The sequence below is a fragment of the Streptomyces sp. NPDC041200 genome (assembly GCF_055591805.1).
Map to the genome: position 1 here is coordinate 291,711 of NZ_JBVIZF010000006.1, position 21,353 is coordinate 313,063.

The window sequence follows — 21,353 nt, forward strand, 5'->3', positions numbered from 1 at the left end:
GCCCGATGTCCGGCAGTTCATCACCCCGAGGAGAGCCCCCATGCTGATGGCCCACCCCGCCGTGTTGCGCAACCTCGTCGAGCAGTACGAGACCCTGCGGTCCCTGCAGGCCGACGTGGGCAGCGCGGCAGTGCGGCAGCGCATGGACGACGTCGCCTACACGCTGTGCGTCTCCACCGGGACCCGGGACGTGGACACCGCCCTGATCGCCGCCCGGCACCGGCTCCCCGGCGCCCGCGTGCAGGACGATTCTCTGCTGAGCACCTGAGACCGCGCACGTGAGGTGATGCCCCGGGGCGCGATGCGGTACGTCCCGGGGCCGCTTGCCGTCAGCGGCCGACGTCGTCCTCGGTGAGGACGCGGGCCATGGTGCGTTCCGCCAGGGCCGTGATCGTCACAAAGGGATTGACGCCGATGGAGCCCGGGATGAGGGCTCCATCGGTCACGTAGAGCCGCTGGTAACCGGACACCCGGCCGTAGGTGTCCGTGGCGCGGCCCAGGACGGCGCCGCCCAGCGGGTGGTAGCAGAAGTCTCCGGCGAAGGCGCGGGTGTCGCCGAAGAGGTCGTAGCGGTAGATGGTGGCGTTGGCCGCGTTGACCCGGTCGAAGAGGGACTTGGCGGCGGCGATGCCCGGGGCGCTGTGGGCGGCGGTCCAGTTCAGTACGGCGGCGTCCTTGGCGGCGTCGTAGGTGAAGGTGCCGCGCTGCGGGTTCTTGGTGATCGCCAGGTAGAGGCTGGCCCAGGTCTCGGTCCCGGCCGGCAGCGGGGCGATCTCGGCGAAGACCGGGTTGGCCGCGTTGGACCAGTCGTCGATGGCCGTCACCGGGATCGTGGACTGATGGGCCCCGGTGGGATTCCAGATGTGGTTGGCGCGGCCCAGCATGACGTTGCCGTTGCCGCCCCAGCCCCGGCCGACCTCCGCGTTCAGCGCGGGCAGCGCGCCGGTCTCGCGGGCGCGCAGCAGCAGTTCGGTCGTCCCCAGGCTGCCCGCGCCGAGGAAGAGGGAGCGGCAGCCGATCTCGTCCGTCGCGGTGACCGCGCCGGTGGTGTCGATGCGGTCGACGGTGACGACGTACGTACCGTCGGCCGCGCGCCGCACCGCCCGGGCGCGGCTGAGCGTGTGGATGGTGACGTTCCCGGTGCCGAGGGCCGCCGCCAGGTAGGTCTTGTCGAGGCTGCGTTTGCCGTGGTTGTTGCCGTAGATGACCTCCTGGGCCAGCGCGGACTTGGTGGCGGTCCCGGCGGCCTCGCGCCGCATGTAGTCGAAGTCGTAGACGCTGGGCACGAAGACGGTCTTCAGCCCCGCCGCGCTCGCCTGGGCACGGGACACCCGGGCGTACTGGTACCACTCCGTGGTCTCGAACCAGTCGGAGGGGATGGCGGCGGTGCCGAGCATGCGGTTGGCGCGCGGGAAGTACGTGCCGTACATGGCGTCCGCGTCGACGCCCGGCAGCACCTCCTGGAAGTACGCGCGGGGCGGGGTGACCGCGATACCGCCGTTGACCAGCGATCCGCCGCCGACCCCCCGGCCGACGTAGACGGACATGTTCGGGTGCCGGACGCGGTCCAGAACACCGGGGTAGGGCGTGATGTCCTTGTTGATGACGTCCAGCCACAGGAACGTGGACAGCGGCGCCTCTGTCCTGCGCTTGAACCACATGGAGCGCTGGTCGGGGGTGGTCATCGAGCAGAACACCGACCCGTCCGCCCCCGGCGCCTCCCAGAGCCGGCCCATCTCGATGACCAGGGTGCGGATGCCCGCCTCGCCCAGCCGGAGCGCGGCGACCGCCGCGCCGTAGCCGGATCCGATGACGAGGGCGGGGGCGTAGTCGGCGCTCCGGGCGGCGGCCGCCGGGGTGAGGCCGATTCTGGTGAGTCCGAGGGCGGCGGCCGTCTGGAGGGCCGCCAGCCCCAGAAAGTGACGACGTGTCAGTTTTACTTCCATGGCCGCATCATGGGCGGAATCGGCCACTCCGCCCATCCTGCGCGCACATGGTCTTTTGACGCTACGTCAGATCTTTTACGGGTGCATCGGGCGCCTCGGACACCTGGGGCGCCTCCGGCGTCCGCTTCCGCCGGACCTCGCGCACCAGGGCGACACCGAGCACCAGCGCCGCCGCGAGCAGCGACAGAATCATCTGCTCGCGGCCGTCCGGATCGGTGAACATGTAGCCGACCACGAAAACGATCATGCCGATGGTGATCCAGGTCAGATACGGGTACGCCCACATCTTCACCGTCAGCCGCTCCGGCGCCTCCCGCTCCAGGGTCCTGCGCATCCGCAGCTGCGAGAAACAGATCACCAGCCAGACGAAGAGCGCCACCGCACCGGAGGAGTTCAGCAGGAACTGGAACACGGTGTCGGGGTAGGCGTAGTTGAAGAAGACCGCCACGAAGCCGAAGACGACCGAGGCGAGGATCGCCGTGGCCGGGACACCGCGCGCGGTGGTGCGGCTGAAGCTCTTCGGCGCGTCCCCGCGGCCGCCGAGCGAGAACGCCATCCGGGAGGCCGTGTACAGGCCGGAGTTGAGACAGGAGAGCACGGCGGTCAGCACGATCACGTCCATCAGCTGACCTGCGTGAGCGATGCCGATGTGGTCCAGCACGGCCACGTACGGGCTCTTCTTCACCTCGGGGGAATCCCACGGCAGCAGCGTCACCACGATGGCGATCGAACCGAGGTAGAAGACCGCGATCCGCCAGATCACGCTGTTGGTGGCGCGGGCGACCGCCTTGCGCGGATTGGCGGACTCCGCCGCCGCGAGCGTGACGATCTCACTGCCCATGAAGGAGAACACGACCATCAGCACCCCGGTGAGCACCGCACCGGGCCCGTTCGGCAGGAAGCCGCCGTGACCGGTCAGATTCGCGGCACCGACCGCGCCGTCGGAGCCACCCGGCAGCAGACCGAACACCGCCAGCCCGCCGACCACGATGAACACGGCGATCGCGACCACCTTGATGCCCGCGAACCAGAACTCGAACTCCCCGTAGGAGCCCACGGAGAACAGGTTCGTCGCGGTCAGCACCACCATCACGATGAGCGCCCACGCCCACTGCGGCACCGCGGGCACCCATCCGGTGAGGATGGCGGCCCCCGCGGTGGCCTCCACGGCCAGCACCACGACCCAGAAGAACCAGTACAGCCAGCCGATCGTGAACCCCGCCCAGCGGCCGAGCGCCCGGTCCGCGTACGACGAGAACGAACCGGAGACCGGGTCGGCGGCGGCCATCTCGCCGAGCATCCGCATGACCAGCACGACCAGGGTGCCGACCAGGGCGTACGACAGCAGAATGGCGGGCCCCGCCGCGGCGATCCCCGCCCCGGAGCCGACGAACAGCCCGGCCCCGATCACCCCGCCGATGGCGATCATCGACAGATGGCGGTTCTTCAGCCCGGCCTGCAGACCGGAGCCGGAATCCGATCCGGAGCCGGAGCCGCCGGGCGGGGCCGCCCCCGGTGGCGGTTCGGCGCCGCTGGGGGCGCGGGCGTCCGTGCTGATCGGCTTATGGGCGCTCATGAGCTTTCCTCGTCTCTGATGACGGCGGGAGTCGGCGCGCGCGGACGCACGCCTGTGAGGCGCGCGGGGCATCACCGGCAGTGAGCCGTGTCCCCGATCGGCGACACGAAAGGCGGCCCTGAGCAGGACCGAAGCCCCGGTGGAGGCAGATGTGAGGTGGGTTGCGGTTCAGTGGAATCTAGGTGTCCCGCCAGAGCCCGACCATCGACAGGTGTCACGCATCGAGCCCCTCGGTTTCATACAGATGTAATAAAGCGAGGCCGCCGGAGGCCGCGCGGCGCCCCGGCCCCATTGGGATGACGGGTCCGGCCCGGGCGCGTATCAAAGGGTCATGGACACGACGCATGGTGCCGAGGGCACCCAACGGCGGCCCGGGGTGCTGAGACAACGGGACTTCCGGCTGCTGTGGTTCGGCGAGACCACCAGCGGGCTGGGCGCCAGCATCACCACGGTGGCGCTTCCCCTGGTCGCGGTGGTGGAGCTGCGGGCCGACACCTTCGCGGTCGGGCTGCTCGCCGCCGCGGTGTGGCTGCCGTGGCTGGTGATCGGGCTGCCCGCCGGGGCCTGGGTGGACCGGGTGCGGCGGCGGCCGCTGCTGATCGCCTGCGATCTCGTGGCGGCGGCACTGTACGTGAGTGTCCCGGTGGCGGCCTGGCTGGATGTGCTGACGCTGGCCCAGCTGCTGGTGGTTGCGGTGATGTGCGGGGCGTCGACGGTGTTCTTCAACACCGCCTACCACGCGTACATCCCCGCCGTACTGGACGAGCGCGACCTACTGGAGGGAAACGCCAAGCTCCAGGGCAGCGAGGCCGCTACGCGCGTGGTCGGCCGCGGAACCGCCGGGCTGATCGCCCAGGCGTTCGGCGCGGTCGCCGGGCTACTGATCGACGCCATGACCTTCGTCGTCTCGGCGGTGTGCCTGCTGATGATCCGGACCCGGGAAACGGCCCCGGCGGCCCCCGACGCGACGGCCACGCTGCGCCGCCGCATCGGCGAGGGGCTGCGCTTCGTCCGCCATGACCCCTATCTGCGGCCGATGGTGACGTACGGGGCCGTGCTCAACATGGCGCTGATGGGGTGTCAGGCCGTACAGATCGTGTTTCTGGTGCGCACCGTGGGAGCGTCCGAGTCGACGGTCGGCGTCCTGATGATGACCGGCAGCCTCGGCGGCATCCTCGGCGCCCTGCTGGCCACGGCCCTCGGCCGCCGCTTCGGCTCCGCCCGAGGGATGCTCGTACTGCAGGCGGTCACCAGCCCGTTCGCGCTGCTGATGCCGCTGACCGCGCCGGGCGCCGGGCTGCTGCTGTTCGCGGTCGGCTCGTTCATGGTGGGGACAGGCGTCGCGGTGTGCAACGTGGTGGTGGGCAGCTTCCGGCAGCGGTACTGCCCGCCCGAGCTGCTGGGCCGGGTGGTCGCGACGACGATGATGCTCAACCACAGCACCATTCCGCTCGGTTCGCTGCTCGGCGGACTCCTCGGCGGCACCCTCGGGCTGCGCCCCACCATGTGGATCATGACGGCGCTGTCGGCGTCCTGCTGGCTGATCCTGGCGCTGGGACCGATGCGACGGCGCCGCGATCTGCCGGACGCGTACACGGCGGGGCCGGTGCCGGACGGCGCGGGGCTGGCCGTCGACGCGGCGGGCTGACGGGAGGCACGCTCCGGCCCCCGGGAACGTGGGGCCCTCGGGGACATGGGCCGCTTGGCACACTATTTATCCCGGCGGTCACCACGGCCCAGGTGTTCGGAGAGGACGGTGGCCAGCTCGACGCTGTGCAGATAGCTGTAGCCCTGGGTGCGGACGGTGTCCAGCCCCAGCCCCTCGCACTGGATGTTCACCGAGACGCCCTCGAACCGCTCGGTCAGGTCGCGCGGGACGGCCAGCGGATCGTCGGTGCCCGCGAGGTTCACCCATCGCCGTACGCCCGGGGGGCGTGTGCCCCGGCCGTCGACGGGTGCGGGTTCCAGCCGGTTGAAGACCACGTCCAGGCCGAACGGCGCGCCCAGGGTCACCAGCAGGTCCACCGAGAGCTGCGGCCGTTCGCAGAGCGCCTCGTAGACGACCAGAGCCCCGAGGGAGTGGGCGATGACGACGTCCGGCCGCTGGGCGACGATGGCCTTGGCGACGGTCTGCCGCGCCTCGGCCCGCTGCGCGGGGTCGTGCAGGTAGACGTACAGCTCCCGGCCCATGCCGGGCAGCAGCGCGTTCGGCATGCCCGCGGCCCTTACGAGGGCGTCCGCGAGGCGGCGCAGCCGTCCCCGGCCATTGCCGCTGCCGCTGTCGGTCTTCGCGCCCGGGGTGCGCAAGGTGTCGCCGTAGTAGGCGACGCGCACGTCGAAGGGGGCCGAGGGCCCGGTGTGGCCGACCCGCTCCGCACCGTCGCGCAGGGCCAGGAGCCATTGGTGCGACAGCTCCGTGGCGCTGTGCTGACCGTGGCCGAAGCCATGGACTCCCAGCACCCGGGGGACGGGGGTGAACGGCTCACCGGCGGGGGTGAGGTCGTCCAGATGCCAGGCCCGGGGGGCTCCCTTCTCGTTCACCGCGACCGCCAGCGGGCGGTGGCCCACGCTCGTGGTGGCGGTGAACGCCTCGATGGGTCCGAGGTCTGCGGGGGTGCGGTTTTCCGGGCTCGTCGAACCGTTCAGCGGCCACACGGTGCAGCGCTGCCGGGAGCTGCGGACCAGGGCCCGGTCGCCTCGCCAGTCGACGAACCGCAGCTGCGGAAGGGGCTGCTGCGGCCCTTGCGCGACGGGTACCGCCAGGGGCCCCTTGCCCGGGGTGACGAAGGCGCGCATCAGCAGGGGGGTGCCCGATCCCATGAAGTAGAAGACGCTGGGCCCGTCCGCGGCGGCCATCGCCGTCACCGCGCCCCGGCAGCCCCCCAGCGTGACCGGCTCCGACCACAGCCGCCGGGGCGGCGGCTCGCACGCGGGGTCGAGGCCCTGTGCCTCCAGGATGTCTGCCGCGACGGATGAGGCCGCCAGGCGGTACAGCGTCCGGCCCCGGCTGTCGGTGATGGATTCCAGCAGTCCGCGCACGGGAGCCAGGGCCTCCCGCACCTCGTAGAGCGAGGGCGGTCCGCAGCGCCGTTGGATCTCGGTGTCCGTCAGCGCCTTGTTCCCGGCCGCCGCCAGCGTGGTGAGCACCGGCACGGTCCAGGGGTTACGGGCGTCGGCGAGCAGCAGTGCCACGACATCGGCGCTGGTGCGGGGCGCGCCGGAACCCGCCCAGCGCGCGTCCTCGGGGCCCTCCAGCGGTTCGCCACGGGAGGCGATGAACCCGCTGTAGGCGCGGGCGATGAGGACCTGTTCGGCGACCGGGCTCCGCTCGACGAGCGCCGTGGCGGCGGCCTCGCCGAACGCCTCGCGCACGGGGGCGGCGGAGGCGGCGCGGTAGGCGGGGGCGGTGGCCAGCACGCGGTCGCACATCTCGCGCAGGGTGCGGTGCTGGAGCTCCGGGGAGGCGGTGAGAGCGATGTGCGTATAGGAGTGGAATCTGTGCGTCACCGCGTTCATGGGGCGGCCCGGGCGGGTGGCGACCACCACGCGGCAGCGTCCGGAGGAGATGAGCGGGCGCAGCAGTCCGGACACGATGGCCTCGGGGTCCCGCGCCTCGTCCAGGGCGTCGACCACCACGACCGGCGGAATCTTCAGCCGGGTGAGCCGCTCGACCAGATCGGCGGGGGTGTCCGGAACCCGCTCGCCGGGAAGGGTGAACTCCTGCGCGAGGGACTGTGCCAGCTCCGTGGCGTCGCGTCCGCGCGCGGAGGCCGCCAGGGGTGGGGGGCCGCCGGACCGTTGCAGCATCCGCGTGGACAGCGCGTCCAGCAGGGTCGTCTTGCCGCTCCAGGGCTCCCCGGTGACCAGGGCGAGCCCGCCCTCGGACGAGCTGTCGACCCAGTACTCCAGTTCCCGGACGCCCGGTGTCCCGGGCGGTTCCGCCGGGCCCTGGTCGAGGAGGGGGGTCAGGGGCGGGCGGTAGCGGGGGTTGGGCAGGAAGTCGTTGTTGTCCCTCAGCGACAGCACGGCGCTGTTCGCGGTGCGGCCGTCGGTCAGCTCGTGGACGAGGGCCAGCACATCGCCCAAGGAAATGAACCGCTGGTGGTGCGAGTGACCGCCCAGCCCCGCCCTGAAGAGGCGCAGCGCCTCGGCGAGCGCGAGGGTGAGGTCATAGGCGGGGGCCCGCTCGGGCGGCCCGGACATGAGGACGGCATCGAAACCGAAGACCGGGACGACGGCGCTCCGCACGGCCGGACAGTCGTCCACGATCATCAGGCGCCGCCCCCGCGTCTCGTTGGCGGGCAGCGACCTGAACAGGGTCTCGCTTTCCGCCGACTGGCCCGCCACATGGAGGATCAAGGCGTCCGTGTCGGTGAGTCCGGCCGTGGTCTCCTCGACCGTACGCCGGAACTCCCGTGCCGTGACGTCCATGGCGAACCGGGTGCGGCAGCCGAACTCTTCGAAGACCTCGGCGAGGGAGCGGCAGGCGGGCTCCAGTGAGGGGTCGTCGGCGGCGCCGAAGCCGAAGCTGAGCACGTAGCGCCGCCCCGGCGGCCGGGCCGCTCCGGTCGGTGCCGCGCCGTCGCCGACGACCACCTCGGCGGACTCCAGGACCCGGCCGCGCACGACGCCTTCGGTATCGCCCGTGAAGAGATGGGACCGGCCGCCTTCGGTCAGCAGGGTCAGCGCGCTCACCTGCTCGGTCACCGTGACGGTGGGCAGGAAGGTGGCGCCGCTGTCGAGGTCCAACAGGTCGATCCCGCCCGGGCGGAGGACCGCCACGACCGGCTGGCCCATGATGTCGTGGCAGGCCAGCAGGGGCGTCCGGGCCTGGGTGTCGTCCTCCGGGAAGACGGATTGCCAGACGTGCGGCCGCCGGTCGGGCGCCTGGTCCACGGCGGCGCCGAGGTCGGTGGCGGCCAGCGTGCCGTCGGCGTACAGCGTCACGGCGAGGCTGCGGCCGGAGGCCGTGGTGGCGCAGGCGAGGGCGGTGATGCCGAACCCGCCCCAGTGGGTGGCCAGACGGCCGTGGCCGGTGGCCAGGTCCCACATCCACAGCTCGTCTCCGGAGGTCGTCACGACCACGTCCCGGCCGCCCACCCGGGCGCACTCCACGAAGACCGGCCCGTCGGCCGCTCCCCCGCTCCCGGCCCGGTGACGGCCGGTCACCGCCGCGTGGATCCGCTCGGCGTACGGGGCGAGTTCGCCACCCAGACCGCCCAGCACCGACGCGGCCACGGTGGCGAACGCGCGGCCCCCGGCCAGTTCGAGCGGGCCCGTGGGGTCGGCGGCCAGCACCCGGAAGTCGAGGGAGCCGCCGAAGGGCGCGGCGAGCGCCTCGGGGGCCTGGATGAGGGTGGTGAGCACCTGGTAGGCGTCGGTGCGGGTGAGCCCGGGGGCCAGTTCGTCGCGTACGCCGTCGCGGAACGCGTACACCACCTGGTCCGGGTCCTCCCCTCGGCGGCGGGCGGTGGTGGGCACCAGCAGGTCGGAGAGGAACACCTCGGCGAGGTGGGCGGGTCCGGTGGCGGGCAGCAGGTGCTGCTGGAGCCAGCGCATCAGCGGCAGGGTGAGCGGGGCGGCGGACAGCAGGTACGCCAGGTTCAGCGCCTCCGCGGTGGCCCAGGTGCGGAACTCCTCGACCCGTTCCGGGGCCGTGGTGTCGTCCGGGAGGCGGCGCGCGGCGTCGGCGGCCGCCTGGGGGCGGCCGTACCAGGGCTCCCGGCCGAGGTCGACCGCCGAGCCGGGCCGCCAGGTGGTGCGGCTGCCGGACAGCGCCTGGGCCCAGGGGCGCAGCCATTCGGGGTCCAGGGTGACCAGCGGCGCGAGGTCGGCGGCACCTCCGGCGTGGGCGGCGGCGGGGCCCTCGGGCCGTACGGTCAGCCGGGCGGGGCCGGTGGCGCGCAGTTCGGCGCGGACCGGGGGCAGCCAGGTGCGGTGCCACAGGTCGGGCGGCAGCATCTGGACGATGGCCAGGGGTGACCGGCGCGCCCATTCCCGTACGGTCGCGGTCATCTCGGGGGTGCCCCACAGGTCGCCGACCCCGTCGGTGAGGACGAGGATCAGCCGACGGCCGGAGGGGTCGTGCAGCTCGGCGGGGTTACGGCCCTCCGCCGCCTGGCCGGCGCCGTCCTCACCGGCGGTGCCGTAGCGGAGGACGAGGGCGGGGTCGTCGGCGTCGAACCGCCACAGGCGTACGTCCCGGAAGGCGCCGTGGCCCTCGACGAGTTCGCGGAAGTCGTCCACGGTACGGCGCCATACGGACATCGACACGCTGTCGTCCACCACCAGCGCCAGCTCCAACCAGCGTTCGCAGGCGTGGCACAAGGCGGGGACCGGGCGGCGGGCGCGGGCGGAGCGGTCGGCGGTCAGCGGCTCGTCGAGGATGCGCCGCCCGGGCGCCGGGACCCGCCGCTTGAGCGGGCGCAGCGCGCGGGCCAGCTCCAGCCGCCGGGGCAGCGCGGGCGGGCGGCGCAGCGGGAGGGCCTTGGCCCTGGTGCCGGGTTCGCCGCGGCCGCCGGGGCCGGGGGTGCTGCCGCCGTCCCCGGAGCCGTCCGCCGCGGCGGTGCCGGGGGTGTGGAGCGGGGTGGGCGGGGCCGGTGGCGGCTGGGGCGGGCCGGGCGCGGCCGCGGGCTCGCCGGGCGGCTGACCGGCGGGCGGCGGCGGGGCCGGTGGCGCGGGCGGCGGCGCGGGCTGGTCACCGGGCGGCGGATCCGGGGGCGCGGCGGCGGGCGGCCGGGCAGGGGTGATCTGCCCGGCCAGCCACAGCAGTTCGGCGACCTCGCGCACCGTCAGGTCCTCGTCGCCGCTGAATCGCCTCGCCAGGGCGAGGGCCTCGGTGATGTCCGTCATGCCGTGTCGTTCAGCGGGCGCAGCAGTTCGCGCAGGACCGTGGGCCATTCGGGGTCGCCGGTGTGGTCGGCGGTGTGCTCCAGCCGGAGGGTGTTGAGCAGCTGGTCGGTCGCGAGGAGCTTGCGGCCCTCCTCCAGGTCCTTCGCGAAGGCCGTCAGCCGTTCCTCGGAGGCGCGCAGCACCTCCGGGCCGAGGTGGGCCGCGACGATGCGGTCCAGCTTCTGCCGGGACGGCGGCCGGATGTCCAGCCGGACGCAGCGGCGGACGAAGGCGGGCGGGAACTCGCGCTCGCCGTTGCTGGTGAGGACGACGACGGGGAACTCGGCGCAGCGCACCCGCCCGTGCCGGACCGGCTCGCGGCGCAGTCCGTCGTCGGTCATCACGCGGACGTCGCAGGCGGGGTACCGCTGGAGTTCGGGGATGGTGAACTGCCCGTCCTCCAGCACCGAGAGGAGGTCGTTGGGCAGGTCGACGTCGCCCTTGTCGAGTTCGTCGATGAGCAGGACGCGGGGGCGGTCGGAGGGGAGCAGCGCGGTGCCGAGGGGGCCGAGCCGCAGATAGGTCCCGATGTCGGGGTCGCGCTTCCCGTCCTGGTCGCGTTTCTCGTCCTGGCCGCGCTTCCCGTTCTGGTCGCGTTTCTCGTCCTGGAGGCGGCCGATGGCGTCGTACGCGTACAGCCCGTCGGCGAGGGTGGTGCGGCTGGTGACGGACCAGTGGAGGACGCGGCCGAGGCCCAGTTCATGGGCGATGCCATGGGCGAGGGTGGACTTCCCGGTGCCGGGTTTGCCGGTGACCAGGAGCGGGCGGCGCAGATGGATGGCGGCGTTGACCATCCGGGCCTCTTCGGGCTCGGCGCGGTAGGTGGTGGCCACGCCGGTGCGGCCGGTGCCCTCGGTGGTGTGCCCGTCGCAGCAGGGTTCGGCCGCCGCGCCCGGGTCCTCGCCCGGGTCCTCGCCCGGGTCCTCGCCCGGGTCCTCGCCGGTTCCGGGGCGGACGCCGTCGAAGCGGCGCCAGGGCGGGGGGTCGGGCAGGGTCCAGTCGGTGCGGCGGACGCCGTCCCCGTAGTAGATCCACCAGGCGGGCGGCGAGGGCCGTTCGGAATCGGTGGTGACGGGCGGCTGCCGGTCGTCCGCGTTCATCGCTTGCCTCCTTGGTGGGCCCGCGGGCCCCCGAGTCGTCTGAGCCGTTCGGGGTGCCACCCCGGGTTGTCCCACAGCACCGCGATCCCCGCGCCGTCGTGGGCTTCCTCCGGGCACCGCGCCGCCTGTCGGCGCAGGGCCAGTACGGTGCCGGGCAGCCCGGCCAGGCCCCCGTCCGCGACGACGAGTTTGGCCACCCGGGCGGGCCGCCCGGGTGAGGCGGCGCCGTTCCGGCCGGGCCGCCACCACACGGCGGCGGGCACGCCCTCCTGGATGGCGCACAGCAGGGCGTCCGGGACAGCGGCCAGGTGCGGGTAGGGGTAGGTGAGGAAGAGGCAGCTGATGTCCTCGCGGGCGGCCAGCCGCCCCGCGAGCGCCTGGAGGGCGGAGGCGTCCCCGATCAGGGGTTCCCCCTCCGGGTCGTCGGATGGGTCGTCCCCCGGGCCGCCGCGTTCGGTCTCCTCGGGCGGGGTGCCGTCGCCGTGCAGCCAGTGCGGGCCGGGCGGCGGGCCCTCGTCCGCGGGCGGCTCGCCCAGCCGCTTCCAGCGGGCCAGCCACTGGGTGGTGGACCAGCCGTCCCGCAGCCGGTCCAGGGAGCGGACGACGACGGGCACGCAGCGGCCGATGGGGCGGGGCACGGCCAGCTCGCCGCCGCCGCGCAGGTTCCACTCGTCGACCGGCCAGCCCAGCGCCTCCCAGGGCAGCAGGAATTCGAAGAGCAGGCACTCGGGGTCGAGATGCTGGACGAAGGGCTGGAGTCGGGCGATCAGCCGCTCCGCCGCGCTGGGTATCGCCTCCGCCGGGTGCGGGGTGTCGTCCTGGAGCTTGATGCCCAGACAGTGTTCCCCCCGGTAGAGCCAGGCGGCGAGCCGGTAGCGGTCGCCGCCGGGGTCGCAGCGCTCGGCACGGACCAGACAGCTGGTGTACGGGGGCGACGGGGCATCGGCCGCGGACGTGGCGGCGCCGCGCTCCGCGGTGAGCCGGTCGGCGGGCATCCGGCCGGTACGGCGGTCGGCCGCGGTATCGATCCAGGCGCGCAGTTCACCGCGTACGGGGTCCTCCGCGCGGGCGGCGAGGTGTTCCAGGAAGACCAGCAGCGGCGGGACCCGGGTGTCGGGGCTGTTGCGCGCGTCCAGGTCGTCGACGAGGGCGGTCACGCTGCGGGCCTGTTCGGCGGCGAGCAGACCGTCCTTGGCCACCAGGATGCCGAGGGAGGAGGCCGCCGCCCACAGCACCTCGCACAGCTGGTCCGGGTCGGTGGGGCAGCGGGGATCGTCCAGCAGCGCGTCGAGGTCCCGGCGCTCGTCGGCGCCGAGCAGCCCGGGGACGACGGCGGGCAGCGGGGTCGGGGGGCCGCCGGGGAGGGCGTCGTAGGCCTCCCGCAGCGCGGTGACCCAGGGCTGCGGGCCGTACTCCTCCTCCAGCGCGTCGAACGTCCGCCCCATGACCTCGGGCCGGTGCACCCGGTGCTCGAACACGCCGAACAGCTGCGGCCCCAGCGCGACGCCGCGGTCGGCGGGCCACGCGACGTCGATCCCGGCGCGGGCGAGCAGGACCCGGGCGCGGTCGGCGGTCTCCAGGCGTCCGGCCAGCTCCGTCACGAGGACCGGGCACCACTGGAGGCGCGCTCGTTCGGCCAGGATCTCTCGCTCCGGCCCGATCGGAAGTGCCACGCTCACCGTCGCCTCAGGGTGCGAGGGAGGCGATCAGGTCGGCCAGCCACCGCACCGGAACGCCCTCGTTGCTGTACACGTGCCCGGCGCCGTCCGGGGCCGGGAGGTGGCCGCCCGCGCGGTGCACGGCCACCACCCGCCACCGGTCGTCGAAGGCCGGGGAGCCGGAGGAGCCGGGCAGGGTGTCGGTGAAGTAGAGCAGCCGGTGTTCGTCGGCGTGGCTGACCACGTTGTGGTAGAGCGCGATCTTCTTGGGGGCGCCGCTGGGGTGCTGGACGATGTTGACCCGCTGCGGCGCCGGCGCCCCGGACGGGGCGAGGGTGAGCGCGCCCCACCGCTCGGTCAGCGGCTCCCGGGTACGGACGACGGTGAGGTCATGGCGCTCGGAGGTGGCGAAACCGAGGTCCGGGGCGAGGGCGTACGACGTCCCGCCGTCGATCTCGCCGTCCGGCCCCTCCTGGTAGCCGAGGACGAGGCGGGTGCTCTCGGCGGCCGCCTTGTCGGGGAGGACATGGCCCGCGGTGACGACGAGGTCGCCCGCCGCCAGGAAGCCGGTGCCCAGGGCTTCCACGTCGTTCCGCAGCAGCCCGACGGCGCCCGCCGCCCGCAGCCCGCTCTCCAGGAACGCCAGCGGCAGCAGGGTGCTCTGGGCACCCATCAGCTTCTCGGCGTTCGCGACGGATCCCACCCCGGGCGGGACGGCGGCGGCGGGCGCGGCCGGGACGTCGAGCGCGCGGGCCAGCGCCCGGCGCAGCAACTCGTCGTCCGGGAATTCGCCGACCGCGTTGGTGAGCAGGGCCGCCCGCTTGCCCCGGTTGTCCGCCTCGCGCAGGGTGGCGTGCCACACGTCCAGCGCTCCGCCCCCGAAGTCCACCATGCCCGTGGGGATTCCGGACATGTCCGTCAGCCGCCGGACGGTTCTCACCTCCGGGTACAGCTCCGTCAGCCGGGCGACCAACGCGGCCCGGTCAGGCCCCCCTTGTACCAACGCGACCTCCCGGAAGTGTCCGATGAGCGGACAGCTTAGCGCCGCATCGGCACCGATATTCCGTTTGTCCACAAGATGGCATCACGACCCGCTCCGCTCCCCTGGGAGCGCTTCGTCCCTGTCCTCAAGGTGACATCTCGTGGGCCCGGACCGGGGGCAGCGGTCCGTCGTAGCGTTCGACCTCGACCCGGGCGAGCTGGCCGGTGCAGCCCTGGGCGAGCCGGGAGGTACCGGTGTCGCGGGTCACCGCGTTGGGGTTGCCGTGGACGCAGGTGGCCACCTCGGGGGCGGAGGGGTCGAACCAGGCGCCGGTGGCCAGTTGGACGACGCCCGGCCGCACCGCGTCGCTGAGCACGGCCCCGGCCAGACAGCTGCCCACGGCGCTGCGGACGCGCACCACGTCGCCGTCGCGCACGCCGCGCGCCGCGGCGTCGCCGGGGTGCATCCGGGCCGGTTCGCGGCCGCGGATCTTGGAGGAGGCGCTGAGTTCGCCCTGGTCGAGCTGGCTGTGCAGCCGGGTGGGCGGGTTGTTGGCGACCAGGTGCAGGGGGTACGCGCCCGGCTCCTCGGCGTCCTGTGGCTCCGGCGGCAGCCAGGCCGGGTGGCCCGGGCAGTCGTCGTAACCGTACGAGGCGATGGTGGCCGAGTACAGCTCGATGCGGCCGCTCGGCGTGGCCAGCGCCGCGGCCTTTGGGTCGGCGCGGAACCCGGCGTACAGGGTGCGCTGTTCGCGCAGGGACCGCAGCGGGATGCGGCCCGCGCGCCAGAAGGTCTTGAAGTCCTCCTCGGGCGCGTACTCCGGCGGCAGGCCCTGGCGCCAGCTCTCGTAGAGGTGTTCCAGCCAGCCGCGCGCGTCGCGGCCCTCGGTGAAGGCGTGGCCGACGCCGAGTTCGGCGGCGAGGTCGCTGAGGATCCGGTAGTCGTCGCGGGCCTCGCCGACCGGGTCGGCGACGCGGTGCATGGCGATGAGCGCGGTGTCCTGTTTGGCGCCGCCGATGTCCTCGCGCTCCAGGGTGGTGGTGGCGGGCAGCACGACGTCGGCGTGGCGGGCGGTGGCCGTCCAGTGCGGCTCGTGGACCACGACCGTGTCCGGGCGGGCGAAGGCGCGGCGCAGCCGTCCGAGGTCCTGGTGGTGGTGGAACGGGTTGCCGCCCGCCCAGTGCACGAGCCGGATGTCGGGGTAGGTGTGGCGCCCGCCGTCGTACGCGTACTCCTCGCCCGGGTGCAGCAGCAGATCCGCGATGCGGGCGACGGGGATGAAGTCGGGGACCGGGTTGGTGCCCTGGTCCAGGGTGGGCAGCTTGTACGGGAGCGTCCCGGCGCCGGTGCCGCCGGTGGCGCCGTACCCGTGGGCGAAACCGCCGCCCGGCAGCCCGATCTGGCCGAGCAGGCAGGCCAGCGCGATGCCCGCCCACAGCGGCTGCTCGCCGCGGTGGGCGCGCTGGAGCGACCAGCTGAGGGAGACCATGGTGCGCTGCCGGGTCAGCTCCCGGGCGAGGGCGGCGATCCGGGCGGCCGGGATGCCGCAGATCTCCTCGGCCCAGCGCGGGGTCTTGGCGGCGGAGCCGTCCCGGCCGAGGACGTAGCGGGCGAACGCGTCGAAGCCCTCGCAGTGGCGGCGGCAGAAGTCCGCGTCGTACCGGCCCTCCTCGATCAGCACATGGCACAGGGCCAGCATCAGCGCGGTGTCGGTGCCGGGGACGGGGGCCAGCCACTCGGCGTCCAGCTCGTCGGCGAGATCGTCGCGCAGGGGGCTCACCAGGATGAAGCGGGCGCCCCGGCCATGAGCCGCGCGCAGCAGGTCTGCCGTCCGGTGGCGGCTGATGCCGCCCGCGTTGACCTGGGTGTTCTTGGCGGGCATCCCGCCGAAGCAGAGGAAGAGGCCGGTGTGCTCGGCCAGCACGGACAGCGGGGTGGGGTTGCTGATCGGGGCGTCGTCGCCCACCACATGGCGCAGCAGGGTGGTGGCGGCGCCGAGGCTGTAGGTGTTGACGGAGCGGGTGTAGCCGCCGAGGCAGTTGAGGAACCGGTGGATCTGGCTCTGCGCGTGGTGGAAGCGGCCCGCGCTGCCCCAGCCGTACGAACCGCCGAAGATCGCCCGGTTTCCGTGGTCGGTGCGGACCCGGTCGAATTCGCCGGCCAGCAGCGGGATCACCTCGTCCCAGGAGACGGGCACATGGCCGTCGCTGCCGCGGGCCGGGTCGGGGCCCGGGCCGCGCTCCAGCCAGCCGCGGCGTACGCAGGGGGTGAGCACCCGGTCGTGGGGGCCGAGCGCGGCGGGCACGTTGCGCAGCAGCGCGGCGGGGTGGGGGTCGCGGGGGTCGGGGGTGACGTCGAGGCCGCCGTCGGGGCGGACGGCGGCCTCGAAGGCGCCGTAGTGCGAGCTGTGGGGGTGGCCGCGGGGTGTCGCGCCCGGGCGCGGACGCGTGCCGTCGCCGTCGTGGGACGTGTCGTCCTGGGCCGTGGCGCCGTCCTGGGCCGCGTCGCCGTGCGACGTCTCGCCGTCCGGGGACGTGCCGTCGGCTCTGCTGCTCGCTGCCGTGCTCATGCGGTGGTCTCGCCTTTCGTGTCGGTCCTTCCCTACCTCCAGTTCCTCTCTTCGCCTCGCTCACTCCCCCTCGGGCGGTCCGGGGTCCGGCGTCATCCGGACGGCCCAGGGGGAAACGGGGGGGGGCGGTCCGGCGGAGCGACTGCTGAGCGTTATCGTCGATCCCGTTCCGCGTATGCCGATATTCAGCCACCGATGGCATACTTGAACGCGCGACCAAATGGTTCACTCCCCGCCAGGGGCGCGGCGGTGGAGGCCGTCATCTGCCCATGGCGGAAGTCCGAGGGCAAGGGTGAGATGACCACATGACGCGACCGGACACGCCGCCGCACGAGCAGCCCGTCCGGTCGGACGACCTCATCGACGAGGCGTCCACAGCCAGGGCCACTGTTGACGGGCACGGCATCGTCACCCAGTGGAACGAGGGGGCCGAAGGGCTGCTCGGATACCGGCCCGAGGAGATCGTGGGCAGGTCGGCGGCCGTCCTGCTCGCCGACGAGGGCAATCCGCGGCCGGTGGCCGAAACCCTGCGCGACCTGAATCCGCCCGACCGGTTCCGCGGCCGGGTGGCGCTGCTGCACCGGAACGGCTCCCGGGTGACGGCCGGACTGCTGGCACACCGCGTCACCGCGCCCGGCGGCGCCACCGGTGACACGCCCGACGACGCCCCCGCCCCCCGTGACGCCGCCGAATGGCTCGTCGTCTCCCCGCTCCCCCGGCCGGAACGGCCGTTGGCGGACGAGGAGCTGCTGAAGCACTGCTTCGCCCAGGGGCCGTGCACGATGGCGGTGTACGACACCGGGCTGCGGCTGCGCTGGGCGAACCAGGACATGGAACGGGTGCTGGGCCTCACCCAGGAGGAGATCCGCGGGCTGCGGGTCCCGGAGATCACCCCCGGGCCCGAGGCGGAGGAGACCGAGGAGCGGATGCTCCGGGTGCTGGAGACCGGCGAGGAGCAGTACATCGAGCTGTTCCTGCGGATGCCCGGCCACGACCGCCCGGTCGCCTGGTCGACGTCGCTGGCCCCGCTGCGGGACGGCGACGGCCGGGTGGCGGCCGTGATGCTGTGCGCGCACGACCGGACCCCGCAGCACACCACCCGCCGCCGTCTGCTGCTGCTCAACGAGGCGAGCAACCGGATCGGCTCCACCCTGGACATCGACCGGACCGCGCAGGAGCTGGCCGATGTGGCCGTTCCGGAGCTGGCCGACTTCGTGACGCTCGATCTGCTGCCCTCGGTGCACGGCGGCAGCGAACCGCGCCCGGGCCCCCTCACCAGCCATGTCATGCTGCGGCGGGTCGCCGCCCGGTCGGTGTTCGCGGGCACCCCGGAGGCCGTGGTCGAGGTGGGGAAGGTGGCCGCGTACCCCGACTTCTCCCCCGCCGCCGAATGTCTGAAGGCGGAGCGGGGGCTGCTGAACCGGGTGACGGACCCGGCGGTCTCCCGGTGGGCGGCCGAGGCCCCGGACCGGGCCGAGATGATCCATCAGTTCGGCTTCCACTCCACGATGGCCATCCCGCTGCGCGCCCGCGGCACCACCCTCGGCGTGGCCACGTTCTCCCGGCACCAGCGCCCCGAGCCGTTCGAGGAGGACGACCTGCTGCTCGCCGAGGAGATCACGGCCCGGGCTGCGGTCTGCATCGACAACGCCCGCCGCTACACCCGGGAGCGGAACACCGCGCTGGCCCTGCAGCGCAGCCTGCTGCCGCGGACCCTGCCGCACAGCGCGGCCGTCGATGTCGCCTCCCGCTATCTGCCCGCGGGCCCGCAAGCGGGGGTGGGCGGCGACTGGTTCGATGTGATCCCGCTGTCCGGGGCGCGGGTCGCGCTGGTGGTGGGCGATGTGGTCGGCCACGGGGTGCAGGCGTCGGCGACCATGGGACGGCTGCGTACGGCGGTCCGTACCCTCGCCGATGTCGACCTGGCCCCCGATGAGTTGCTGACCCATCTCGACGACATGGTCAACCACCTGTCCGCGGAGGCGGAGAGCGCCCAGGGCCCGGCGGGCGTGGGGGCCACCAGCGGGGACATCGGCGCCACCTGCCTGTACGCGGTCTACGACCCGGTCTCCCGGCGCTGTTCGATCGCCCGGGCGGGCCATCCGCCGCCCGCGGTGGTGTCCCCCGACGGCTCGGTGGACCTGCTCGACCTGCCCGGCGGCCCGCCGCTGGGGCTGGGCAGCCTCCCGTTCGAGACGGTCGAGGTGGAGCTGGCCGAGGGCAGTCTGCTCGCGCTGTACACCGACGGTCTGATCGAGTCCCGCGACCAGGACGTCGACCGGGCGCTGGACACGCTGCGCTCCGCGCTGGCCCAGCCCGCCGACACGCTGGACGCCCTCTGCGACATCGTCATCAGCAAGATGCTGCCCAGCCGCCCGGAGGACGACGTGGCGCTGCTGCTCGCCCGCACCCGGGCCCTGGACGCCGACCACGTGGCGACCTGGGATCTGCCCGCCGACCCGTCCCTGGTGGCGCAGGCCCGCCGGGACGTCTCCGCGCAGCTGGCGGCGTGGGGTCTGGACGAGGCCGTGTTCACCACCGAGCTGGTGGTCAGCGAGCTGATCACCAACGCCATCCGGCACGCCAAGGCGCCCATCCAGCTGCGGCTGATCCACGACCGCACCCTCATCTGCGAGGTGTCCGACGGCAGCGGCACCGCCCCGCACCTGCGCCGGGCCCGCACCTTCGACGAGGGCGGCCGCGGACTGCTGCTGGTGGCGCAGCTGACCCAGAGCTGGGGCACCCGGCAGACCGGCAGCGGCAAGACGATCTGGGCCGAGCAGTCCCTGTCCCCCACCGACGGCTGACCCGCGCACGCGCCGCGGGTCCGTACACTTCACTACAATCGGCGGCAAGCAGCCCTGGTCGTCATGGACTTGAGGCCGCACCATGGCATTCGGCGTCCGGCGGACGCCGCTGCCCGCCGCCGTGGCGGGGCGGCATGCATCACCCGCGGCGGAACGAAAGGCCGCATCCATGCGAACTGAAGCCACGCGCCCGGGCGACCCGCTGGCCGCGCTGAGCCCCGCCGAGTCGGCCCGGCTGATGGCGGTCATACGGGACGCCGCGCTGAGCCGCGGCAGGCTCCCGCTGCCCGCGCGCCCGGTGATCGGCCAGTCCTGGGACCGGATGCTGCGGCTCGGTCTCGACCCGGACCGCGGCGACGACCGGGGGCTGCTCAGCCTGGACGAGCTGGAGCGGCGCAGGCAGGCGACCCGGCTGGCCGATGTGCTGCCCACTCTGCACAGCGGGTTACTGGAGGCCGCGGAAGCGGCCCAGCACATCATGATCATCGCGGATGCCGACGGCCGGGTGCTCTGGATCGACGGCCACCGCGGCATCCGCCGCCACGCGGAGGGCATCGCCCTCACCGAGGGCGCGCACTGGGCCGAGGAGACGGCGGGGACCAGCGGGATCGGCACCGCGCTCGCCGTCCGGGCCCCGGTGCGGGTGCACTCCGCGGAACACTTCGTCCGCGCCTTCCACCTCTGGAGCTGCGCCGCCGCGCCGGTGCGCGACCCCCGGGACGGGCAGCTGCTCGGCGTCATCGACATCAGCGGGCCCGCTCCGACGGCCCACCCCACCGTGCTCTCCCTGGTCACGGCGACCGCCCGGTGGGCCGAGGGCGAACTGCGGCTGGCCCACAGCCGCGAACTGGACGCGCTGCGCGCCCTCGCCGCGCCCGTCCTCGCGCGCATCCCCGGCAAGGCCGCCGTGGTGGACCGGCACGGCTGGGTCGCCGCCGTCACCGGCATCAGCCCGCGGGACCACCGGCTGCCGCTGCCCAAGGCGGCGCGGGAGGCGCCGTACGGGCCGGTCTGGCTGCCCGCGCTGGGTACGTGTGCGGTGGAACCGCTGCCCGGCGGCCATCTGCTGCGGGTGCTCGACGGCGAGGACGGCGACCCGGCGGCGCCCGCCCGTCCGGGCCACCTGGTGCTGGACGTACGCCACCGGCACCACTGGTCGCTGACCTTCTCTGGCCCCTCCGGCACCTGGACGCACGGGCTCAGCGCCCGCCACGCCGAACTGCTGCTGGTGCTCGCCGCGCACCCCGAGGGGCGCACCGCGGCGCAGCTCGCCCACGACCTGTTCGGCGACCCGACGCGGACGGTCACGGTGCGGGCGGCGATGTCCCGGCTGCGCGGACGGCTCGGGGCGGTGCTCGCGCACCGCCCCTACCGGTTCGCGGACCGGATCCGCGTCGAGGTGCGGGGGCCGGACCGGCGGCAGGACCTCCTGCCGTTCAGCGTGGCCCCCGCGGTCGCCCGGCTGCGGACCACGCCCGTCTTCTAGCGGGTGCCCGCGACCTCCTCCGGGCTCAGCACCTCGGCGAGGCGCTCGGCGGGCAGCAGGCCCTTCTCCAGGACGAGTTCGGCGACCCCGCGCCCGGTGGCCAGCGCCTCCTTGGCGATGCTGGTGGCCGCGCTGTAGCCGATGTACGGGTTGAGTGCGGTGACCAGGCCGATGGAGTTCTCGACGGTGGCGCGCAGTTCCTCGGCGTTGGCGGTGATGCCGGACACGCACCGGTCGGCGAGCACCAGGCAGGCGGCCCGCAGATGGGTGACGCTCTCCGAGAGGGAGTGGAGGATGATCGGCTCGAAGGCGTTGAGCTGGAGCTGTCCGGCCTCGGC

At 73.8% G+C, this 21,353-nt stretch carries 11 protein-coding genes and 1 pseudogene; 4 read left to right on the top strand and 8 right to left on the bottom strand.

The features are described 5' to 3' along the window. Positions 1-40: 40 nt before the first annotated feature. The gene (locus tag ACZ6CL_RS18210) at positions 41-268 is read left to right on the top strand and encodes a DUF5133 domain-containing protein (RefSeq protein WP_468937110.1); all 228 of its coding nucleotides are present in this window, start codon (positions 41-43) and stop codon (positions 266-268) included. Positions 269-329: 61 nt separating this feature from the next. On the opposite strand, the gene ACZ6CL_RS18215 is transcribed toward ACZ6CL_RS18210, so the two are convergent. Beyond that, the gene (locus ACZ6CL_RS18215; protein ID WP_468937111.1) at positions 330-1,946 is read right to left on the bottom strand and encodes a GMC oxidoreductase; all 1,617 of its coding nucleotides are present in this window, start codon (positions 1,944-1,946) and stop codon (positions 330-332) included. A gap of 61 nt (positions 1,947-2,007) precedes the next feature. Then, positions 2,008-3,522, bottom strand: a complete 1,515-nt coding sequence (locus ACZ6CL_RS18220) for an amino acid permease (RefSeq protein ID WP_468937112.1) — start codon at positions 3,520-3,522, stop codon at positions 2,008-2,010. 331 nt (positions 3,523-3,853) lie between these two features. Between ACZ6CL_RS18220 and ACZ6CL_RS18225 the strand changes: the two genes are divergently transcribed. Beyond that, entirely contained in the window at positions 3,854-5,170 is a 1,317-nt protein-coding gene (locus ACZ6CL_RS18225; protein ID WP_468937113.1) for an MFS transporter, read from the top strand. A gap of 62 nt (positions 5,171-5,232) precedes the next feature. On the opposite strand, the gene ACZ6CL_RS18230 is transcribed toward ACZ6CL_RS18225, so the two are convergent. From ACZ6CL_RS18230 to ACZ6CL_RS18250, 5 genes are read right to left on the bottom strand one after another with little or no spacing between them, the layout of a single operon-like run. Beyond that, positions 5,233-10,374: an SAV_2336 N-terminal domain-related protein gene (locus tag ACZ6CL_RS18230; protein ID WP_468937114.1), complete on the bottom strand. Its 5,142-nt coding sequence runs from the start codon at positions 10,372-10,374 to the stop codon at positions 5,233-5,235. Beyond that, positions 10,371-11,513 (bottom strand): AAA family ATPase, encoded by a 1,143-nt coding sequence (locus tag ACZ6CL_RS18235; RefSeq protein WP_468937115.1) that lies wholly within the window; start codon positions 11,511-11,513, stop codon positions 10,371-10,373. Before ACZ6CL_RS18235 ends, ACZ6CL_RS18230 begins: the two co-directional genes overlap by 4 nt. Then, the gene (locus ACZ6CL_RS18240) at positions 11,510-13,186 is read right to left on the bottom strand and encodes a VMAP-C domain-containing protein (RefSeq protein WP_468937116.1); all 1,677 of its coding nucleotides are present in this window, start codon (positions 13,184-13,186) and stop codon (positions 11,510-11,512) included. The genes ACZ6CL_RS18235 and ACZ6CL_RS18240 overlap by 4 nt, the downstream gene beginning before the upstream one ends. A 13-nt stretch (positions 13,187-13,199) precedes the next feature. Further along, positions 13,200-14,246, bottom strand: coding sequence for a trypsin-like peptidase domain-containing protein (locus tag ACZ6CL_RS18245; RefSeq protein WP_468937117.1), 1,047 nt, complete (start codon positions 14,244-14,246; stop codon positions 13,200-13,202). A 52-nt stretch (positions 14,247-14,298) separates the two neighbouring features. Next, a complete protein-coding gene (locus tag ACZ6CL_RS18250; protein ID WP_468937118.1) occupies positions 14,299-16,722 on the bottom strand; it encodes a molybdopterin-dependent oxidoreductase in 2,424 nt (807 codons plus the stop codon). Between the two features lie 305 nt (positions 16,723-17,027). Here ACZ6CL_RS18250 and ACZ6CL_RS18255 point away from each other — a divergent pair, with 305 nt between their 5' ends. After that, entirely contained in the window at positions 17,028-19,529 is a 2,502-nt protein-coding gene (locus ACZ6CL_RS18255; RefSeq protein WP_468937119.1) for a SpoIIE family protein phosphatase, read from the top strand. Between the two features lie 169 nt (positions 19,530-19,698). Next, positions 19,699-21,015, top strand: a complete 1,317-nt coding sequence (locus tag ACZ6CL_RS18260; protein WP_468937120.1) for a GAF domain-containing protein — start codon at positions 19,699-19,701, stop codon at positions 21,013-21,015. Here the strand turns inward: ACZ6CL_RS18260 and aspA are convergent. After that, positions 21,012-21,353 (bottom strand): annotated as a pseudogene (gene aspA, locus ACZ6CL_RS18265) (aspartate ammonia-lyase); the annotation flags it as partial. The gene ACZ6CL_RS18260 and the pseudogene aspA overlap by 4 nt on opposite strands.

Bases quoted from the DNA above. Each gene is read 5' to 3' on its own strand.
- ACZ6CL_RS18210 (WP_468937110.1), top strand. From the start codon at position 41: ATGCTGATGGCCCACCCCGCCGTGTTGCGCAACCTCGTCGAGCAGTAC.
- ACZ6CL_RS18215 (WP_468937111.1), bottom strand. From the start codon at position 1,946: ATGGAAGTAAAACTGACACGTCGTCACTTTCTGGGGCTGGCGGCCCTC.
- ACZ6CL_RS18220 (WP_468937112.1), bottom strand. From the start codon at position 3,522: ATGAGCGCCCATAAGCCGATCAGCACGGACGCCCGCGCCCCCAGCGGC.
- ACZ6CL_RS18225 (WP_468937113.1), top strand. From the start codon at position 3,854: ATGGACACGACGCATGGTGCCGAGGGCACCCAACGGCGGCCCGGGGTG.
- ACZ6CL_RS18230 (WP_468937114.1), bottom strand. From the start codon at position 10,374: ATGACGGACATCACCGAGGCCCTCGCCCTGGCGAGGCGATTCAGCGGC.
- ACZ6CL_RS18235 (WP_468937115.1), bottom strand. From the start codon at position 11,513: ATGAACGCGGACGACCGGCAGCCGCCCGTCACCACCGATTCCGAACGG.
- ACZ6CL_RS18250 (WP_468937118.1), bottom strand. From the start codon at position 16,722: ATGAGCACGGCAGCGAGCAGCAGAGCCGACGGCACGTCCCCGGACGGC.
- ACZ6CL_RS18255 (WP_468937119.1), top strand. From the start codon at position 17,028: ATGACGCGACCGGACACGCCGCCGCACGAGCAGCCCGTCCGGTCGGAC.
- ACZ6CL_RS18260 (WP_468937120.1), top strand. From the start codon at position 19,699: ATGCGAACTGAAGCCACGCGCCCGGGCGACCCGCTGGCCGCGCTGAGC.